Genomic DNA, 19,880 nt, shown 5'->3' on the forward strand with positions numbered 1-19,880 from the left:
TTAACTAAAGAGTTCAATCTAACTTATTAACTTTCAAAAACTCTTTCCATTCACGGCCAATTGCAGCCATATTAAATGCTTGGCTCTTTACAATAGCTTTCTGAGCTATCTGACTATACTTAACTGGTTGTTCCGATAATTGGTCTAAAATAGTTGAAGCAAATGTGATAAATCGCTCTTCTGGACAGAAAAACGAATCATAACCATTTTCGATTATTTCTTTGGGGCCAATATGGTCGGTCGTTAAAACAATCACTCCTTGACTCATGGCTTCAATAATAACCAAACCGAACAGCTCTTCCCATCCCGGAATTCTTTTAGATGGTAATACAAGGACATTGGTCTTTGCTAATAACTCTTTAATTTTTCCACGACTCGATATAAAGCCATGATAAACATTGTTTCCACTACTGCCTGCCCAGTGGACAACTTTCTTTTCTAAACTTCCTTTTCCAATAACTTGGAATTTTAGTGTTTCCCGCTCGCTAAAATTTTTTGACAACTCTAGAAATTCTGAAATCCCTTTTTCTGCTTCCAAGCGGCCTAAAAACGTTACATTTTCAGGTTTCTGCCACTTATCAGAAAACAATTTATCACTTATTTTTGATATATCTACCACGTGGTATATTTGAGTAACTGCATAAGGAACTTTACATTGGTTTGACTCCAAAAAATTCATTACAGAATTTTTTGTTGCTTTAGTAACAGCAATAACGCCGTTTAATTTCGGCAAACTTTTTATCCATAATTTTTTGGCTAACTTATTCAAAAAGGAAGGATAACGGACAGGTGGTGACTCAACCCAATATGGCCACGATGTATGAAGATACACTTTATTTTTTCCAGATAAAATAAAAGCATAAATCAGAAATCTGAAATTAAAAGGTGCCGTACCAATGATAACTGTAGCATTTCTCTTAAAAAACATACTTAATATAAATAACAGAGAATTGACAGTACTCTTTTGCATTTTTCGGTGTTTAACGATATCTCGAACTAAAAAGCGAAAAGGCTGTATATTAAAATATTGAACCTCAGCTACGCTTTCCAACGCTTTAAAATACAGAGAGCCATCAAAATCATGAAGCACAATAACCTTGCTCAAAACAAACCCTCAAGCGCTTTATATAGCTTTTGTTTAATTACGTCCCAATCATACTGCTTCAATATATTATGCTTCGTTGCATGATCAAAACTTAATTCAGAACCCAATAAACGTAATAATGATTCATCATTATTTAAATCAAAATAATATATATTGTTATGTTGAAATTCTCTAAAAGCAGGTATATCTGAGGCGATAACTGGGGTGTTATAATTCAGTGACTCTACAATAGGCAAACCAAACCCTTCATATAGTGATGGAAATACAAAAGCCTTTGCATTTGTATACAAGTTAACTAACTCACCATCACTTACATGACCAGGGTACACTATTCCACCTTGTGAATCTCCTTTATGCCCGACTATGACCAAGCATGCCTCTTGGTTACTTTGCCGATACTTCAAAAAGACTCTTTTTAGTTGCTCTATATTTTTATGAGGTCTGCCATTCCCTGCATATAAAAAATAAGACTTTGAAACTAAACCTATGCTGTCTAAAAAAGATTCAACTTCTGGTGCATTTAAAAAAACACCTTCACTTGTATTTACAGAATCCAAGTTAAATATACTTTTAATATCTTTTTTAGACGTCTCTGAAATAGTTAGTATTAAATCACTATTTTTCAATGACCTCGACACAATAGGGCGATAGTATAAGCGGCCCAAAAAACTTATAAACTTACTGCCAAAAAACGTAGGTACTAACTCGTACATCAAATCGTGCACAGTTACAACCGTCTTTATATTTGAAAGTTTTTTAGACAACCCAGAGTAATGAAAACTAATATAGTGAGTAGGTTTTAACTTTGCTACAAGTTTATGAAACCGTAACCAATGATAAAAATTAAAAGGTTTAAAATCAGTTAAACACTGCTCAATGTGTTCATAACCTTGTATTGGTTCATTTACAATTAACACAATATTTTTCTCACCAAATTTTTCAATTATGAAGTCTGTATATTTAAGTGAAAAACGGGAGATACCTGTTGCATTGCGGCTCACTAACCTACAATCTAATGCAATTTTATTTGTAGTCATCCATAATTCCTAAATGAAAATTAATTCTTTTTATAAAAGCTTGTAGATTTTTTTCTTTATTAAACACTGCAAACTGTTTTTTGCAATGTTCGACTAACGTAAAATATAAATTGGGATTGCCCGTAATATCATGAAGTAATGCGAGTGCCCCGCGATAATCTCCCTTTTCAAATAAAAATTCGCGAGGCAAACATTCAAGCATCCCATCGATTGCCGAGGCTATAACAATTTTATTTTTGTTAATAGCATCGATCATGACTAACGGAACCCCTTCAAAATTGGAAGGAATGATCACCCCATCCATCCTATCGAGCAAAGTTTCTACCTCATCAGACGAACACCAGCCATGAAATATAACTCGTTCAGAGTCATGGCATAAATGTCTCAATTCATTAGACTCTTCAGATTCATTATCACCAATCACATGAAAAAACAAATTAGATGCTATCTTGTGTTTCAATACCTCTTTAAAAAAATCGTATTGCCGCTTTTGTAAATTATCTACCCGGCCTATTATTGCGAAGTTAAAATCATTTCCTCTTTTTTGTGGGTACTCTGAGGAAGGGATCACATCTGTAAAATTATAAACAATCGCGCTTTTTGACAACGGGACATCAAAATTATTTAACAATTCTTGCTGGTTAAATTTAGAAATAGTAATAATCTCATGGGGCAATTTATAATAAATGGCTTTATTAATCCTGTCGCGAATCCCGCCCAAGAAAACACCTATGTCTTTACTTTTCTTAGTAATGGGTAAGTAACTCAACGTTTTAATTCCCGAAAATCGTGAAACTAATAAAGAGAGTGAACCGATCTCAATAGTTCCCTGAACTACTACACATATATCCGGGCTAAAATGCTTAATTGTTTGCCGTATACTAAAAAAATCTTTGATGCATAAAAAGTTGGTTAAAGGGCGAACTTTTAATTTGGAGAATGATAACTCGACAAAATTAAAATTTACAAAATCTTTTTCCAGTTGAATTAACGCTTCTCTTAGCTTTAAGTTATCTTTATCAATTAGCATCCTCACGTGAAACGAAGTAGTCGATAGAACACCCTTAAGATAACCTAAAAATATGATTTCATGCCCACCAAATATTTTAGACTCGTCAATAAAAAAAACTTTCATATAACTTAAAATACCATAAAAAATGCCCTAGAATCGACAATTGAACCGATAGAGCAAAGATAAACAATCATACGCCATTTCTCTTAAAGTACTGAGTTCTGTATAATTTAGGAAAATATAAAATAATCGATAAAAACACTGCCTGCATTACAAATTGCTGTAAGAAAATTTCCGGACCATGCCGCATAAAATGCATTATATTAACCAATAAAATTAAAACCGCGGCGCTACCAACCAACATTGAAGTTAAATAATAGATTGTCGAAAATACTAATAAGTACACAAACATTCCAACTAACCAACTATCACCAAACACTGCAATAAAGTAAGCAACAGGATGTAACGCTAAACCATGCCCCACCTGATAGCGATAATATGAACTCAACTCTTGGACAACTAACCACCAACTTGATATAACTTTATTAAACTCAACAGCCCAACCTACCGTAGCATAAACCCCAATAAATTCAGAAAAAACAGCATAAACATCAAGTAAAATATTAGCATCTGAGTTAAACGTTAAAGCCCTAACTACATATATTGCTATTAAAAAAGCCATACCACCTATACACGCATAAATAAAAGGTTTCGTAGACTTAATATTTTGACTAATGTCACTTCGATATAAGAGAATACCGACTAGATAGAATACAAACTTTTTTCCCATAAATAAGATATCTATATATACAAACAAAAAACTCAAAAGTAATAGCTTTTTACGGTTAACAAATGCAGCCATATACAGAAAGCCACAAACAAATATATAAGATGTACCGCTAAAAAGAAAAACATGTTGTTTTTCCAGTAAAATATCTCTTTCATTTATACCAGAAATCAAACGATAATATGTACCAGACAGTGCAAGTACAGTTAATTGAACAATAAATATTAAATATATAAATTGTAAGGCATTAGTTGAAAGTTGTGGGATATAATCTACTCGCTTGACCCACTTATTCCGTCTCAAAATCAAGTAAAAAAACAAAATACAAAGCATAAAGCTAATAAGAACAGCATATTCGCCATCCTTTTTGAAGGCTGAAAACACATAAAAATCATCAGGTAAAATGTAGGAACACAGATACGGCACAACAAAATAGCAGAGCAAAAGTACATAGCAAAATAGTGCACTATTTTTTAGGTCTGCGTTTCCTTTTTTTTGAAGCTTTATTGTCATTAACAAACCCTATACCCAGCTAAACATTTTCTAGTTGCAAAGCAACTCACTAAAAACACCCCCCCCCAAGCAAGCCCCCCCCATTGAAAGCTCCCACTATTCAATAAGCTTAATGGCAACAATAACGTAATCAGTGTCAACCCGTAAGTCTTTATGCGTCCGAAAGGCTTCCAAAGATAAATAGAAAACTCAGTTTTCAATACCAATAAAACAAAAAACGATATCGCAGTAGCGCTCGCCGCCCCTGATGCTCCGTACTTTGGTACCAGAAAAAAATTACCACCTAGGTTAACAACAGATGCGATAAATGTCGCTAAAAGCGAAAAATGCGTTTTTTTAGTAATGCCAATGCCAACCGAGGTAACTTCAGATAACGTATAAAACAATGGATACGCCATGCAAACAACGAGCAAATATTTCACCTTTGCATATTCTTCTGGAAGAATATAATCCACCAACGGTGCACAAACTCCAACGAAGCAAAACAAAGCAACGATGACAAACAGCATAATATCGGCGACTTTCTTTACCTTATCCATACTTTCACCACTTTCAGCCCATTTATAAACCGTTGGTGCCCAAAGTGTAGAAAACACAGATTGTACTATCATAGCGGCACCCGCAAAGCTAACAGCCACAGAGTAAATACCAAGTTCTTCATAAGTTGACATGCTCCTTAGAAACACTTTATCCATGGCTGTTAATCCCCAAAATGCGATACCGCCAAATAATAATGGAAAACCAAACTTAACGACATTCGTATGCTCTAATTTGTCGATTTTATATTTAAGGCTTGGAAGCCAAACACGCCAAGTTTGAATTAAAAAATAGAGAGCAACTAAAAACACCGAAACAAAGTGAGCTTTAACTAAGTATTCATAGTCATCGTTTAAATGAAGCAGTCCATAAGCCCCAATTGCAAAAATAAAAATGAGCTTTGGTAAAATAAGACTAAAAGAAAATGCAATGCCTTTTTCCTGCATCCTAAGAATAAGTGATAAAAACCGATTAACCAGCATAAAAAAACAAAATAACGCTATAAAATAACCGGCTGTAGGGGAGTTTGTATCAAATAACAGTTCACTATAAAAAGTGGGGAAAACAAGACCTAAAATTAGAAAAATTGATGCTACAACCAAAGGCAAAAAACTAACGGTTTTAAATAATCGCTCTTTATGCTCAGTTGCGTGATACTCCCGAACATAAGCTTGATCTAACCCTAGGCAACTAACCATTACAAATAAACCGCCACAGGTTTGCAGCATCGCGATACGACCAATATCATCGGGCGAAAAAAACCATGCAGTAAGTGGTAAAGTGATAAAGCCAAGAGCCGCACTACCCACTGGTCCAAGTGAAAAACTCAAGATTTTTTTAATATTCACAATGCATTATAACCTTGAGTGATTTAACTGAGTTCAGCAGCATATAGCTTGTTTAATTGTGATATATAATTTTCTTCTGAAAAGTAATTTTTAATTATTTGCTTATTTTTTTGTTGTTGTTCCTGCGTTAATAATTGGCCATCAAATCGTTCAATATCTAAAACAGTTACCCCTAATTCATTAAATAACTGCCACTGTGTAACATCAGATCGTAAATAAACAGTTTTCCCCAAGCCTATTAGATTAATGGTGTTCCCCATAGCTTGTTGTCTTTTATGGTTAAAAACAGCTATATCAATACTAGCTAATAATGATAAATACTCACTCAACTTCATAAAATCAGTTAACGGATGAAACTTTTCACCAAACAAAAATTTACCTAGCTGTAAAACTCTCTTTTTATTTTCTTCATCACCATATGACAAAGGGACGTAAATATCTGCATATTTACTCCTAGGTAAATCCTTTAATTTCTCGAAAACCTCATCGTGAAAATTTTCGGGGTTAGCTGAATGTCCAACTAAAATATTTACTAACCCATCATTTCTAATGACATCATTACAACTTTGGTCTTTAAAAATGTTGCTTGGGTACATAATACACTCAAAATATTTACCTTTAAGATTCCAGTTCTTTTTCGCGTTTATATAATCCCCTTTAATATAAGTAACAACACCATACAGGCGCTCTACAACTGATTTTCGTAAAAGAGCCAAAGTTTTTTGCTTTATATTTTTAGCAGGCGGTATGTATAAGTCGCCTCCCCAAATAACCCAGCAAGTTTTAGATAAATATTTTTTATGAACATACAAGAAAAAAATCAATTTAAAATCAAATAGTCCGTGTATAATTACTTTATCTGCTGTTTTCAACTTACGGCTAAGTGTTAAAAGAAAATGCGCTTTTTCTTTATAATTTGGAGGTATTACTCTAAAAGAACCAGACTGAGGTAATTCATATTTTGCATGATAACCAATAATAAAATACTCGTGTTCAAACTCACTGCAATGCTCTTCATTAAACTCTATAAAATCTTTTATAAACTTATCGAATGAACAGATGTGAATAATTTTATTTTTATGTTTGATCACGATTTTTTCTCAACAACCGCTTGAATAGCTTTAACTTGATCATAGATTTGCTGGTATTCAAATTCAAAATCTGCACTTGTAATAACATTGCTTATATAGGCAAACATAGTCACAAAGTGATTATCCATTCCAATTTCTATGTCTTCTTGTAATTTACCGTTATGATGGATCAATATATTACTTTCATAAGTTTCTGGTTTTGAAAATGCCCTATCTACCATTACATGCCCTTTTTCTAACCAAATACGAATTTGGTTAATATAACTGGCACCAAACTTCCAACTACACATAGCTAATTGGTTTTTATCATTGCTTAAAACTGCATTACCTGCGATATCAACTTCAAAGTCTTTGTCCGTTACAACTCTCGCCCATTCTACCTTTGGGTTAGCTCCCAATAGAATGCGTGCTGAAGATAATGTATAGGCACCGGCATCATATAATGCACCACCTTCCAAATCTTTGGAGTATCTAATATCATCGTTAGGCAAATGAGGGAAACCAAATTCACACTCAATGCGGACAATTTCACCGTACTTTTCAGAAGCTAAAAGCTCTTGAAGCTGCATAAATTGATTATGGAAGCGGTACATAAATGCCTCCATAACTAAAACCCCATTTGCTCTTGCTAATTCAATGATCTCTTCAACCTGCTGAAGATTAGTCAGAGCTGTTTTTTCAACTAAAACAGATTTTTTTGCAGTAATGCATTTTTTAATTTGCTCGTAATGTATTCCAGTTGGACTACTTAGATATACTAAATCCACCTCAATGTCTGACAACAATTCCTGTTCGTTAGGATATTTTTTACATTGAGTCTTAGAGCATACCTTGTCTAGTACCGCTTCATTTCTTGTGTAAGCACCAACTAATTTTACATTGGCGCATCGCTCAATGGCTGGAATGATATTTTTCTGGGCATGCTGGCCAATTGTCCAACATGCAACACCAAGTTTTTGCATAGCTAAACTACTCATAAATGTGAAATAATACCCCGAATATGAGGGTTAACCCATGAATTTTGCTTTATCAATTCTTTCAACTGATAAAGGCTTGCCCAATAAAAATTACCTGTAAATTCTAATTGAGTATCTTCTGGAACCTCGACTAACATGCCTTTATTTCGTTTTAAATGTAATCGCCCACCATCTTCTGACATCCACTGCGAAAACAATACAGTACCATCATTTTTTTCTGGGAATTCAAAGTATTCAGAGAACTTGGGTTTTCTCCCACCATGGGCTTGTTTCAAATTGCTGAAAGTGGCTTGAAGTGTCGGGCTAATTTGCACTTTATCTGGATTTCCAGGTTCAGCCTTAGCTTCAACTAAATAGTGGGGTACACCATCGATTCGTTTGCGTAATAAACCTAACAAACCACCGTCGAAACCAACTTGAGTTAGTATAGGTTGATCCCAACCACCTGAAACTTCCCTATCGGCTGTAAAAGCGACTCTTACACCTTGGACAACAAAAAATTCACCAGACTTGTGACTAACCCAACCTGTTTCAGGGTCTATATTCCAGCCATTGCATTCACTCAATGGAATATCTTCGATTGTCATTTGACAATTTTTTTGCTGCTCTAAAAACCAGCTACTAAACATCTCTAAATCGCCAACAACGGACCAGTCACGAAATGATTCAAATTGTGTTTCAGCTCTCAATTGCGTCACTTCAAAGTTATGGTCTTCTAAATAGCTAATATATTTCTCTAGTTTATTCTTATATTCAGTAGTCACTAAAAACATCCCTTTATTAATTTTATAATTTCAGACACTTGTGTGAGCGTCAACTGGTTATGGAAAGGCAGGCGAAGTACGCGTTTTGCATATTCTTCTGTAACTGGCAACGTATCGGCTGAATAACCCATTTTTAAGCCGACAGGTGATGAGTGCAAGGGAATATAGCCGATATAAGCATGAACATTATTTTCTTTTAATAATTCTCGAACTTTATCTGCATCAACTTCACTGTTAAAAACCACAAAAAACGCGTGATAATTAGACTTATAATCATCTTGAAAATCTGGGTAATGCAAGATATCGGCATCTTTAAGAGGTGTTAAACCAGCATTATACTCATCATAAATAACTTTTCTTTCTGCTAAGTTTTGTTCAACAGCTTCTAGTTGTGCATATAAGAAGGCAGTTTGCAACTCGGTGGGATAAAAACTACCGCCAATCTCCACCCAAGAATATTTGTTAGCAATACCTTTTAATACGTCTTGTCGGTTTGTACCTCTTTCCCAAATATAAGTTGCTCTGTCGATAACGTTATTGTCTTTTACAAGAAGTGCACCAGACAAACCAGCATGTATATTCTTAGTTTCATGAAATGAAAAGCAACCGAAATCGCCAATGCTTCCCAGCGCTTTACCGCCTATAAAACAATTAAATGCTTGAGCGGCGTCTTCAACTAAATAGATATCTTTTTCATCACAAATATCTCTAAAATCATAAATATCTGCACAATAACCACCATAGTGCACGACCACGACAGCAGTTGTATTTGCATTAATTTTAGATTTCACATCATCAACATCCAACATCATTGTTTTAGGATTGACTTCAGCAAATATAAGTTTAAAGCCAGCTCGTGCAAATGCAGATGCGGTTGATGAAAAGGTGTAAGAAGGTAAAATTATTTCTTGCTCTTTACCAGTATCTCTTAATAAGAGCGCTGTGATCTCTAATGCAGAGGTACAACTATCAGTAATTAATACATTTTCAACATTCAATTGCGCTTTTATAAACTCAGTACAGAGCTTGGTATATTTACCATTGCCATAGAAATGCTTTTGAGCGAAAACATCTTGTATGTACTCCAGCTCGTTACCAGCAAGAAAAGGTTCGTTAAATTTAATAGTGTCCATAATTATCTCAAAGTCATACTTATTTTGTTAAAAACACAGCTCGCATTTTCAATGCTCTTTCCTTCGATTTGAACTTTTCGGATAAAAAGAAGTCCATCACCAGTGCCTACATAACTTCCTTTACCTTGCACAATTTTAACTACTCGACCTGGTTGCAATCCAACATATTTTTTATCGTTGGCGACATCAGCTTCAAGCACTAATATTTTTTCTTCATTTAATTTACAAAAAGCTCCAGGGTATGGGGGCGCGTAAGACCTAATTAAATTTCTTATTTGTTCCGCTGTTTGATTCCAATTAATCCTAAAATCATCGGGGATCGCTTTACATGTATATGTAGCATTTGAGTGATTTTGCTCAGTCAATGTGTAATTACCTTGCCGAAATTGTGGTATATACTCATCCAATATAGAGAGGTAAGTATTCGTAACTTTTTCAACGACATCACCAATATAATCAGATTTATTTATAGTCACTTTTTTTTGGGCTACGATTGGCCCTTCATCCATTTCATCGCTAATTTTAAATAGACTTGCACCAGTATATTCCTCGCCGTTTCTTAAAGCCCATACACTTGGCCCAAAACCTCTATACTCAGGTAAATAGGAATCATGAAATACAAAACAACCGATTTTGGCTGATGAATACACTGATTTTGGTATAAGATAACGCCATCCAATAACTAAAATAAGATCAGGGCTCTCATCCCATATAAAATTATAGTCAGGATTGTGCACTTTATTTGTCAAATAAAATTGGCCACCTAACTTGACAGTAGCCATTTTTATGCCTTCACTAAATTCCGGTTCCCAAGCCTCCTCTTTAAAGCTGAAAACCGTCAGCTTATCTGAGTTAGACAAATGTTCACCTATTTTATTAAGACAGAGTAACCCTCTTGTGGCGGCAGCCAATAAAACTATATTCATTTAATTAAAACCTATAATTTATTTTTTACAGCAAGCCCATAAGGTATTTTCCGTAACTATTTTTTAAAAGTGGCTTAGCCAGTTCTTTTATCAATTTTTTATCTAGCCACTTATTATTGAAAGCAATCTCTTCTAAACAAGCTATTTTATAACCTTGTCGTTTCTCAATAGTTTCAACAAAGGTTGCAGCTTCAAGCAAGCTATCATGAGTGCCTGTATCCAACCAAGCAAAACCGCGGCCAAGCAACTCTACATTTAAGCTATCTTGCTCTAAATAAGCTTGATTAATCGCAGTAATTTCTAATTCACCTCGTTCAGAAGGTTTTACATTTTTAGCAATTTCAACTACTGAGTTATCGTAAAAATACAAGCCTGTCACTGCAAAATGCGATTTTGGCTTTTTAGGCTTTTCTTCAATTGAAATAGCTTTTTGATTTTCATCAAACTCAACTACGCCAAAACGTTCAGGATCTTTTACTTGATAACCAAAAACAGTAGCGCCTTTTGACCTTGTCGCTGCTCGTTTTAAAATGGGGGTAAAACCATGCCCCCAGAAAATATTGTCACCTAAAACAAGGCAAACTGAATCATCGCCAATAAATTCTTCGCCGATAATAAAAGCTTGTGCTAACCCATCAGGGCTTGGCTGGGCTGCGTATTGTAAATTAATTCCAAAATCTGAACCGTCGCCTAATAAACGTTGAAATGAAGACTGATCATCTGGTGTGGTGATAATCAATATATCTCGAATTCCAGCTAACATGAGTACTGAAATTGGGTAATAAATCATAGGTTTATCGTAAACGGGCAAAAGTTGTTTAGATACACCTTTAGTTATAGGGTAAAGCCTAGTGCCGGAGCCACCAGCGAGGATTATACCTTTCATGATTTATTGTCCTTTTTTGCTTGTCGGGTTGAAACCGCGACCTAAATAACTTTTCATTTGTCGGCCTAAAGGCCGACCTACATTAACCGCCGGGTTGAAACCACGACCTAAATAACTTTTTAATTGTCGGCCTAAAGGCCGACCTACATTAACCGCTGGGTTGCAACCACGACCTATATAACTTTTTAATTGCCGGCCTAAAGGCCGACCTACATTTACTGTCGGGTTGAAACCGCGAACTACATTACTCGGCTTGACCTAGTCTTTCTAGTTGGTAATCGCCAGACAGCACGTTTTGCCACCATGTTTCATTCTCTAAATACCAAATAACTGTTTTTCGCAAACCTGTTTCAAACGTTTCTTTTGGCTTCCAACCCAGCTCTTTTTGTATTTTACTTGCATCTATTGCGTAACGCATGTCATGGCCGGGTCTGTCGGCTACAAATGTAATTTGTTCAGCATACTGAGTGGCTTTGGGTTTTATTTCATCCAATATTTGGCAGATAGTTTTTACTACTTCAATATTTTGTTTTTCGTTATGTCCGCCGATATTGTAGGTTTCGCCTACTTTACCTTCAGTGGCGACTAGTACCAAAGCCTCTGCATGGTCTTCAACATAAAGCCAATCACGTATTTGGTTACCTTTACCATAAACAGGTAGAGGTTTACCAGCAACAGCATTTAAAATAACGAGCGGAATTAATTTTTCAGGAAAATGATAAGGCCCGTAGTTATTTGAACAATTTGTAACAAGAGTTGGTAAACCATAAGTACGCGCCCAAGCTCTAACTAAATGATCTGAACTTGCTTTACTGGCAGAATATGGGCTACTCGGCTCGTAAGCTGTTTCTTCGGTAAACAAAGGTAATTCAGTGCCGTGCTCAACCTCATCAGGGTGAGGTAAATCACCATATACTTCATCTGTTGATATGTGGTGGAACTTAAAGCGCTCTTTCGCTTCGCCTTGAAGGTTTGACCAATAAGCCCTTGCTTGTTCCAACAACGTATATGTACCAATAATGTTGGTTTGCATAAATTCGCCAGGGCCATCAATTGAACGATCTACATGACTTTCTGCAGCTAAATGCATGACAATATCGGGTTTATGATTGTTAAAAACGTCCTTTATTGCTTCTGCATCGCAGATATCCACTTTTTCAAAAGCGTAGCGGGTGTTGCCAGACACTGAAGTTAACGATTGTAAATTGCCAGCATAAGTTAATTTATCAACATTAATAACTGCATGCTCAGTGTTATTTATAATATGGCGTATAACCGCAGAACCAATAAAACCTGCGCCACCTGTTACTAAAATTTTCATACCTGTTTGACCAGCCTTAAACATTATTCTGAGATATTTCTATTGTTAGCTGTGAAATGGCGAACTAACACAAACAGCAATCCAAACATACCACCTAATATTGTACCTAAAATACAAATAAGTCCGCGCCTAGGTTTAGATTTTTCTTCGGCCACTTTCGCTGGAACTACAGTTTTAACCAAATACTGATCACTCACTTCTGCTAACATTAAAGTTTTAGTTTGACTTTCAATCATGTTGTAAAAAACTGACTGCATATCTGTTACATTCGTTTCTGCTATTTTTCCAGATAAATAGTCAATATTTTTTTGTGCTTCAACCATATCTTGTTGCTGGTAAAAATGATTAATTTCTTGCTTTAATAGCTTCACCCACTCAAAAGCAACTTGAGCTGAATAATGCTCGATGCCGATGGTTAGCATACCTGATTTAGCATCATTAGTAACAGTTAACATACTGCTGAATGCCTGATAAGCTTTCCAGCTAGAAGGCTCTGGGTCTTTTCCCTCATCTACGTCAAGCGTCCATTCGCCACTTTCAGGGTTGTAAATATCTTTGTTATAAATTAATTCTTTTGTTGTTTTGTTCCATCCTTCAACCGCCATAATTTGTGGTTTTAAGTTGTATTTATTTATAACGTTTTCTAAAAATGGCCAACTTTTTATCAACTCAATAGCTTGTTCTATTCTGCTGCTATCACCACCACCTAAATTAATACCCGCCATGGCTGCCAATCCACCATATTGAGAGGCTAATGCTCCCATGCCATTTTTTCCATCTGTCTGCGCAGGGGTTAGTACAATTTGGGATTTATACATGTTTGGCAGCGACAATGCGTAAATAACAGAAGCAATTGCAAATACGGCGGTAATAGCGATTATTTTTATGCGGCCCGCCCAAATCACGTTCCAGAGTTCGCGCAGGTCTATTTCATCATCACGATTGTCTGTAAAGTCGCTGTCTAGCTTTTGCGAGAGTTTTTCTTCTATTCTTGCTAAGCGGTTTTCTAGTTCGTTCATTGTTTGTGTTAAATGTCCGTTTTTGTCGCGTGTGTGCGATGTTCAAATTTTTTCGGGTTTAATGTTGTCGGGCTAAAGCCGCGACCAACACTACTTGTCGGGCTGAAGCCGCGACCTACACTAGAGTGCGGCGACGGCGGCTAGTGCAACTGTAGATTGATATATAATACCAGTTACTTCTTTCCAAATAGTAATAGCTGGTATTGGGTCTACATTAGTTGGTACGACTATAGTGTCGCCCGGCTCTACTTTTGAGCTACCGCCAAACCAGCCGATATTTGAAACTACACGGCCATTGGCTTTTATAATGTAGGCATCGCTGTTTTCTGCCAGTTGGTTATATCCGCCTGCGGCGGCTATATAATCTTCCATATCCCAGCTGCTGTTATATATTTGTGCAGTTGGCGCATATACCTCGCCAATTACAGAAACTGCTTGGTTGATTCTTGGCACTATTAATACATCACCGTTTCGCAGTTCTACTGATTCTTCTTGCACTAATAATTGTTCTTTTTCTATTATCATACGGCCTGTCGCTTGCGCGGCTTCTAGCTGTTCTAATAGTGATAATATGGTTTCTGATCTACCGGCTTCACCGCTGTTTATTTGTGTTGCAACCAGTTCGCGTCTTAATTTTCGTTCGGCTTCGTCTAGCATTTTTTGCTCTTGCGTTTTTAAGTAGCTACGCGTGAATATTGAGGCGCCTAAAAATGCGTTTTCAGAAAATCCACCAGCTCGTTTTACTAAGCTGGCTAAGGTTTCACCTTTGTTTATGGTATACACACCGGGGAATTTAAATTCGCCCATTAAGGTTACAGTTTCGTGATCGCGCCATTCGGGTATCTTTTTAACCAATACATTATCGCGCGGCGCTAAATGATATTCGCTGGTATTGGTGGTGGTTAAGTCGATGGTTTCTAATATAAAATCAGATGAGTCGACTAAGTTTGTGGTAAACCGGCTGATTCCAATTTCGTTTAGGTAACTGGCTTCTGTGTAGCCACCGGCTGCCTGTATTAAGTCTTGCAGTGTCATATTGTTAGACAGTGGGTAAGTGCCCGGAAATCTAACTTCGCCACTAATATTTACCAATAATACTTGGTTTTCTTTATTGGTTTGCTGGCGAATTTGCGCAACTAAATCACCGATAAGCGCAGTACGTGATTGGTTAATTGAAAATACGTACAGCTTGTCTTCTGGTCTTAGTTGAAATTTTAGATCTTCCTGATTTCGCATGCTAAGCGCTTCAAATTCAAAGCGGTTTAACGCGTAGTTGCGGCGTTTTAGTAGCATGTAATCTTGATCGGTTTCTAGCTTTATATCGTGCGCTGCAAGCAGTAAGTCGTTTACTGTCATGTTTCTGTGCAGTGGAAAATAAGCTGGATATTTAACGTTACCCACTACTTGTACAATTTCTGCAGGTTCACCATTGCGGGCTTGTTGTTGTAGCTCAATTAAGCTGTTAGATAATAAACCAATTTGACCGCTGCGTTGTTCGCTGGTTGAGAATATAAATAGTTTGTCTTCTTCGCGTAATTTAGTTTGTTTTTCTGCAGGGTTGGTTAAATCTACTTTTTCAAACCAGGTACGTTTTGGGTTACGTGAACGGCGCTGTAATAGTGCAAATTGTAAGTCGGTGTCCATACGGTAGTCGTATGCCGCTTTTATTAGGTCGTTTACTGTCATGCTGGTGGTTAACGGGTAGTTACCCGCAAATTCAACATTTCCGCTTATCGATACAATTTTAGGCGGTTGTGTCGCGCGTGACTGCGAACGTAAACGTGCTAGTACACCATCAAGTTGTCTTGCTTGGTTTGCGCCAAATACATAAATTTTGTCTCTGGGCTGTAATTTTATATTGTGTTCGCTGCTTGGGTTGGCCAGTACTTGACCAATTGAAAACTGCAGTGCTGTTATGGTGCGCAGTGGTTGTTCTTCGCGAATGATTAGTGAGTAGACTAAATCAGGTTCTGATTTTAAATCGCGCACGTCGTTTATAAGATCGCTGACGCGCATGCCTTTTTTCCATGCAAATGCGCCTGGGCGGTGTGTGTGGCCTTCTATCGATACCACGTTTTCACGCGAGTCGAGTATTGAATATACGCGCACAATGTCACCATTGCTGAGTGCTTGTTGTTTTCCGCTTTTTTGCGTTAAATCAACATCTACGACTGTGCGTTCACCTTGTTTGCCTATGCGTTCTATTTTGGAAGCTTTTGGATAGGCGGTGGGTAAATAGCCCCCTGCGAGTTCTATGACTTCACCGGCATTTACACTGTTTTTAAGCTCGTATATTGCTGGGCGTTTTACTTCGCCATCTACCCCTACGGTTGTCCCTACAGGTGGAATAAACACGACGTCACCCGGTAGTAAGTTGGTGTCGTTTGCTGTGTTACCTTTTAGTAGTAAGTCGTATAAATCGAAGGTGGTGATAACCTTGCCTTTACGTTTTAGTTGGATATTTCTAAGTGAACCCACTTCTGTTACCCCGCCTGATACGAATAATGCATGGGTAATGCTGGATAATGAGCTAACGGTATAAGCACCCGGTTTGTAGGCTTCACCTAATACAAAGATGCGGATTGAGCGTAGTGCGCCCATGGTTATGTTGGCTTTTGCGCCTATTACTTTTTGTGAGATTTGTTCGTTAATAAAGTTTTTGAATTCTGAAAATGACATACCGACGACTTGTAGCGGGCCGGTTTCTGGCATCATAAAGGTGCCGTTTCTGTCTATTGTGACTTCATAGCTTTTGAATTCTTTACCAAATAGTTGGATTTTTACCGTGTCGCCCGGGCCTAATACGTATTCGTGTGGTACGGGTACGTCGGTTGCAGGTGCGAATGTAGATGGGCTGCCGGCAAATAATTCGTATCCAAAGGGTTTTAAGACGCGCGCGCTTTTGCCTTTTTGTTTGGCATCGCCGTCTGAGGTTAATCCGGTGCCACTGGCTAAGCCTTTATCTACTTCGGTTACGACGGCATCGTCGACCGAGCGTGAGGTAACCACTTTGGGGTTGTCTATTTTTTTGCTTGTGGTGGTTTGGTTGATTTCTGATAAATCTATGCCATATTGTTTAGCAAGCGCTTCTTGTTGCGCTTTGGGAAGTTGTTTAAATTGCGCTATTTGCTCTTGCGATGGTGCGACAGCTTGGGCTTGGTGGCTAAATAGGATACTCGTGAGGAGTAAAAGCAGTACTCGCTTCATGTGTTAACTTTTCCCTTTCAAATGCGACACAAATTTTACAATTTGCTTATAATCTGGAGTTTGATTCATCTAGATATTTATAGCGCGGTAATATAACAAATTTATGGCAAGTTGCGAGTAATTTTTTGTGAAGAGGTTCTATTTTGGAGCGACGAGCTTCGAGCTTCGAGCTTCGAGCGGCGAGCGGCGAGCTGTGTAGGTCGTCCCTTTAGGGCGACAGTTTGCATATTGCGCGATTTGTCGGACTAAAGTCCGACCTACATTGGCTCGAAGCTCGCTGCTCGTAACTCGTCGCTAAAATGTCGGGCTGAAGCCACGACCTACATTTTAGCGTAAAGTCCGACCTACATTTTGCGTCGGTATGTTTTATATTGTGATGGTGTTAGCCCATACCTTGCGAGTACACCTTCATGTAAGCGTGCAATTTCTTGGTTAATTTGTTCTTTTAGTGCTGGTTTATCTTGCCTGTTGATTTTCTGTTGTTCAATGATGTTTTCAATCATTGTTTCGGCGTCTTCGTCTGGGTGTGTGACAATCTCAAATACTGTTTTTTTGATGATATCGCGATATATCAATCGAATCGGGTCTGGCTCGGCGAGTGATTGTTTTATGGCTATGTATTCTTTGCTTGAGCGTTCGTATGCCCATATAAATAAATCTTTTAAAAGGTCGATTCGCGTAAGTTCGTATACTCCTAGCATGGCGGCACTATAGGCTTTTTCTGGTACGTCTAAAAAGGTGAGCGGACAATAATTTTGCTTAATTAATGGAATATTGGCCGCCAAACGTGACACGCGTTTATTTACGTCGGCAAATGGCTGTAAATAGGGTATGTGTACCATGGTAAAAAACGCCTGTTCGAATGGATCGCTTATTTTTTCCGCTTTTTCTAATATGATATCCAGTATATTTTCTATTTGTTTAGCGCCGCTGATCGGTTTGTAGACGCTTTTACCAATTTCAACTGTGTGTATGCGGATTCGGCCTTCATCTGCTGGGTTCGGCAGTAAGTTTTCTGATAAGGCACTGTGTAAATTGGTTATCGTATAGCGGTTAAATCCGAGCTCGCTGGCGTTTTCTATTAGTAGTTCTATTGCGTTTTTGTGGTTTAGTATCATTTGTGTTTCTAACGCATTTTTGCCTTTGGCGATCTTGCCGTGTTCTATAAGTTCAATCGTATCTAATTTACTATAGGTGTTGCCTTCTAGGTGGCTTGATGCCCATGACAGATCGATAAGCAGCCGACTGTATATTTCTCGCCCAAATGTACCTGCAGGTTGTTGGCCTGTATTGGTTGAACCGAGCCTTTTAAGTTGTTCACGTGTGGATGCGGACAGGTAGTACGTTTGATTGGGTGTGTATTCTTGTAAAAATTCCAGTTGGTAGCTTATTGGCTCTCGCGTTTGTTCTGGTTGGTTTAGGTATTTAATGATCTCGCGACTTGCCGGTGTTAAGGGTATGTAGTCTGTGTAGTTGATATCTGTGGGTGGTTGCGTTTCAGCTTGCTTTTGACTTTTATGTGACTGATTAGCTGTGTAAGCAGTGCTTCGCCCTTGACCAATTTTTTTTATTTGTTGGTTGTCGATGAGCCGCTTTATGATTCTTTGAATTGTGCGCCTTGATTGTGTTTGAAAAGCAATTTCTAATTGAGCGAGTTGAACTGGCTGTTCGCTGTTTTGAATATAAAGTAGGATGTTGTTTTCTGCTTTTGTCATGTTTAGTTCTGAATTGGCGCATTTATAGTTTATTTTGGCGCATTTGTGGCGCAATTAAAAGTTTTTTGGCGCGATTATGAGTTTTAAGATGCGAGCTGTGTAGGTCGGCCCTTTAGGGCGACATTGTGCATGTTGCGCGATTTGTCGGGCTAAAGCCGCGACCTACACTGAAGCTACAAGTTTTAAGTTTCAAGTTGAAAGATGCGAGCTGTGTAGGTCGGCCCTTTAGGGCGACAATGTGCATATTGCGCGATTTGTCGGCATAAATACCGACCTACAGGGCGACAACGTTTATTTCGATATTTGTGCTACTTGCTTTTGACGGACTAAAGTCCGACCTACATTGGCTCGAAGCTCGCTGCTCGTAACTCGTCGCTAAAATGTCGGACTAAAGCCGCGACCCACATTGGCTCGAAGCTCGCTGCTCGTAACTCGTCGCTAAAATGTCGGCATAAATACCGACCTACATGGCGATAATTTTAATTGCTGGTTTGCAATTTTCTATTTTGTGTCTATTATTTTTTTATGTTTTTTTGAATGGATTCAATCATATGTCATGGAATGATTTACGCAAGGGTCGTTTTTCTCAAGCTAATCGCGAATATTTTGTCACTTTTGTTACCAAAAAACGCGCGCCGTTATTTTCTGATTTTTGTACTGCTCAAACATTTTGCCAGCAGATTTCCGTCAATGAATCCAAATTTAATTGTAAATGGCTTACTTGGGTATTAATGCCTGATCATTTTCATGGGTTGGTGCAGTTAAATACGGCAAATCTTCCACCTATGGTTGGTCATTTAAAAGGATTGTCGGCGTATAGAGTTAATTTGCTACACCGGCAAAGTCGCCACGTATGGCAACCTTCGTTTTACGAGCATGCGTTGCGTAAAGATGAAGACAGGAAAAACATTGCCAGATATATTGTTGCTAATCCCCTACGACGTAATTTAGTTAAGAGCGTACGTTGTTATCCTTTTTGGGATTCAGTTTATTTGTAGTTTT

At 37.6% G+C, this 19,880-nt stretch carries 16 protein-coding genes; 1 reads left to right on the plus strand and 15 read right to left on the minus strand.

What is annotated here, in order from left to right:
* Positions 1-13: 13 nt before the first annotated feature.
* The 15 genes from FNT16_RS02435 to FNT16_RS02505 form a co-directional block, all read right to left on the minus strand.
* Positions 14-1,105 carry a glycosyltransferase family 4 protein gene (locus FNT16_RS02435; RefSeq protein WP_143870064.1) on the minus strand — a complete coding sequence of 364 codons (1,092 nt, stop codon included), beginning with the start codon at positions 1,103-1,105 and terminating at the stop codon, positions 14-16.
* The gene (locus FNT16_RS02440) at positions 1,102-2,142 is read right to left on the minus strand and encodes a glycosyltransferase family 4 protein (protein WP_143870065.1); all 1,041 of its coding nucleotides are present in this window, start codon (positions 2,140-2,142) and stop codon (positions 1,102-1,104) included. The genes FNT16_RS02435 and FNT16_RS02440 overlap by 4 nt, the downstream gene beginning before the upstream one ends.
* Positions 2,129-3,277, minus strand: a complete 1,149-nt coding sequence (locus FNT16_RS02445) for a glycosyltransferase (RefSeq protein ID WP_143870066.1) — start codon at positions 3,275-3,277, stop codon at positions 2,129-2,131. Before FNT16_RS02445 ends, FNT16_RS02440 begins: the two co-directional genes overlap by 14 nt.
* Positions 3,278-3,344: 67 nt before the next feature.
* Positions 3,345-4,454: a hypothetical protein gene (locus tag FNT16_RS02450; protein WP_143870067.1), complete on the minus strand. Its 1,110-nt coding sequence runs from the start codon at positions 4,452-4,454 to the stop codon at positions 3,345-3,347.
* Positions 4,454-5,839 carry a lipopolysaccharide biosynthesis protein gene (locus tag FNT16_RS02455; protein ID WP_143870068.1) on the minus strand — a complete coding sequence of 462 codons (1,386 nt, stop codon included), beginning with the start codon at positions 5,837-5,839 and terminating at the stop codon, positions 4,454-4,456. The genes FNT16_RS02450 and FNT16_RS02455 overlap by 1 nt, the downstream gene beginning before the upstream one ends.
* A 23-nt stretch (positions 5,840-5,862) precedes the next feature.
* Complete coding sequence (locus FNT16_RS02460; protein ID WP_185976665.1) at positions 5,863-6,930, minus strand: TDP-N-acetylfucosamine:lipid II N-acetylfucosaminyltransferase family protein; 1,068 nt, start codon at positions 6,928-6,930, stop codon at positions 5,863-5,865.
* Positions 6,927-7,907, minus strand: a complete 981-nt coding sequence (locus FNT16_RS02465) for a Gfo/Idh/MocA family protein (RefSeq protein ID WP_221935050.1) — start codon at positions 7,905-7,907, stop codon at positions 6,927-6,929. The genes FNT16_RS02460 and FNT16_RS02465 overlap by 4 nt, the downstream gene beginning before the upstream one ends.
* A complete protein-coding gene (locus FNT16_RS02470; RefSeq protein ID WP_221935051.1) occupies positions 7,904-8,680 on the minus strand; it encodes an NDP-hexose 2,3-dehydratase family protein in 777 nt (258 codons plus the stop codon). The genes FNT16_RS02465 and FNT16_RS02470 overlap by 4 nt, the downstream gene beginning before the upstream one ends.
* Positions 8,671-9,804: a dTDP-4-amino-4,6-dideoxygalactose transaminase gene (gene rffA / locus FNT16_RS02475; RefSeq protein ID WP_185976666.1), complete on the minus strand. Its 1,134-nt coding sequence runs from the start codon at positions 9,802-9,804 to the stop codon at positions 8,671-8,673. The genes FNT16_RS02470 and rffA overlap by 10 nt, the downstream gene beginning before the upstream one ends.
* Before the next feature lie 2 nt (positions 9,805-9,806).
* Positions 9,807-10,730 (minus strand): methionyl-tRNA formyltransferase, encoded by a 924-nt coding sequence (locus tag FNT16_RS02480; protein WP_143870073.1) that lies wholly within the window; start codon positions 10,728-10,730, stop codon positions 9,807-9,809.
* Positions 10,731-10,755: 25 nt separating this feature from the next.
* Positions 10,756-11,616 (minus strand): glucose-1-phosphate thymidylyltransferase RfbA, encoded by an 861-nt coding sequence (gene rfbA, locus FNT16_RS02485; RefSeq protein WP_143870074.1) that lies wholly within the window; start codon positions 11,614-11,616, stop codon positions 10,756-10,758.
* Positions 11,617-11,860: 244 nt separating this feature from the next.
* The gene (rfbB, locus tag FNT16_RS02490; protein WP_143870075.1) at positions 11,861-12,937 is read right to left on the minus strand and encodes a dTDP-glucose 4,6-dehydratase; all 1,077 of its coding nucleotides are present in this window, start codon (positions 12,935-12,937) and stop codon (positions 11,861-11,863) included.
* 23 nt (positions 12,938-12,960) lie between these two features.
* The gene (locus FNT16_RS02495; protein WP_143870076.1) at positions 12,961-13,956 is read right to left on the minus strand and encodes a Wzz/FepE/Etk N-terminal domain-containing protein; all 996 of its coding nucleotides are present in this window, start codon (positions 13,954-13,956) and stop codon (positions 12,961-12,963) included.
* A gap of 120 nt (positions 13,957-14,076) precedes the next feature.
* Positions 14,077-17,163 carry an SLBB domain-containing protein gene (locus FNT16_RS02500; RefSeq protein ID WP_143870077.1) on the minus strand — a complete coding sequence of 1,029 codons (3,087 nt, stop codon included), beginning with the start codon at positions 17,161-17,163 and terminating at the stop codon, positions 14,077-14,079.
* A 344-nt stretch (positions 17,164-17,507) separates the two neighbouring features.
* Complete coding sequence (locus FNT16_RS02505; RefSeq protein WP_143870078.1) at positions 17,508-18,878, minus strand: Fic family protein; 1,371 nt, start codon at positions 18,876-18,878, stop codon at positions 17,508-17,510.
* 551 nt (positions 18,879-19,429) lie between these two features.
* On the opposite strand from FNT16_RS02505, the gene FNT16_RS02510 reads away from it, so the two are divergent.
* Complete coding sequence (locus FNT16_RS02510; protein WP_143870079.1) at positions 19,430-19,876, plus strand: REP-associated tyrosine transposase; 447 nt, start codon at positions 19,430-19,432, stop codon at positions 19,874-19,876.
* The last annotated feature ends 4 nt before the right edge of the window (positions 19,877-19,880 follow it).

Source organism: Catenovulum sediminis (assembly GCF_007289895.1).
GTDB classification, from domain to species: Bacteria; Pseudomonadota; Gammaproteobacteria; order Enterobacterales; family Alteromonadaceae; genus Catenovulum; species Catenovulum sediminis.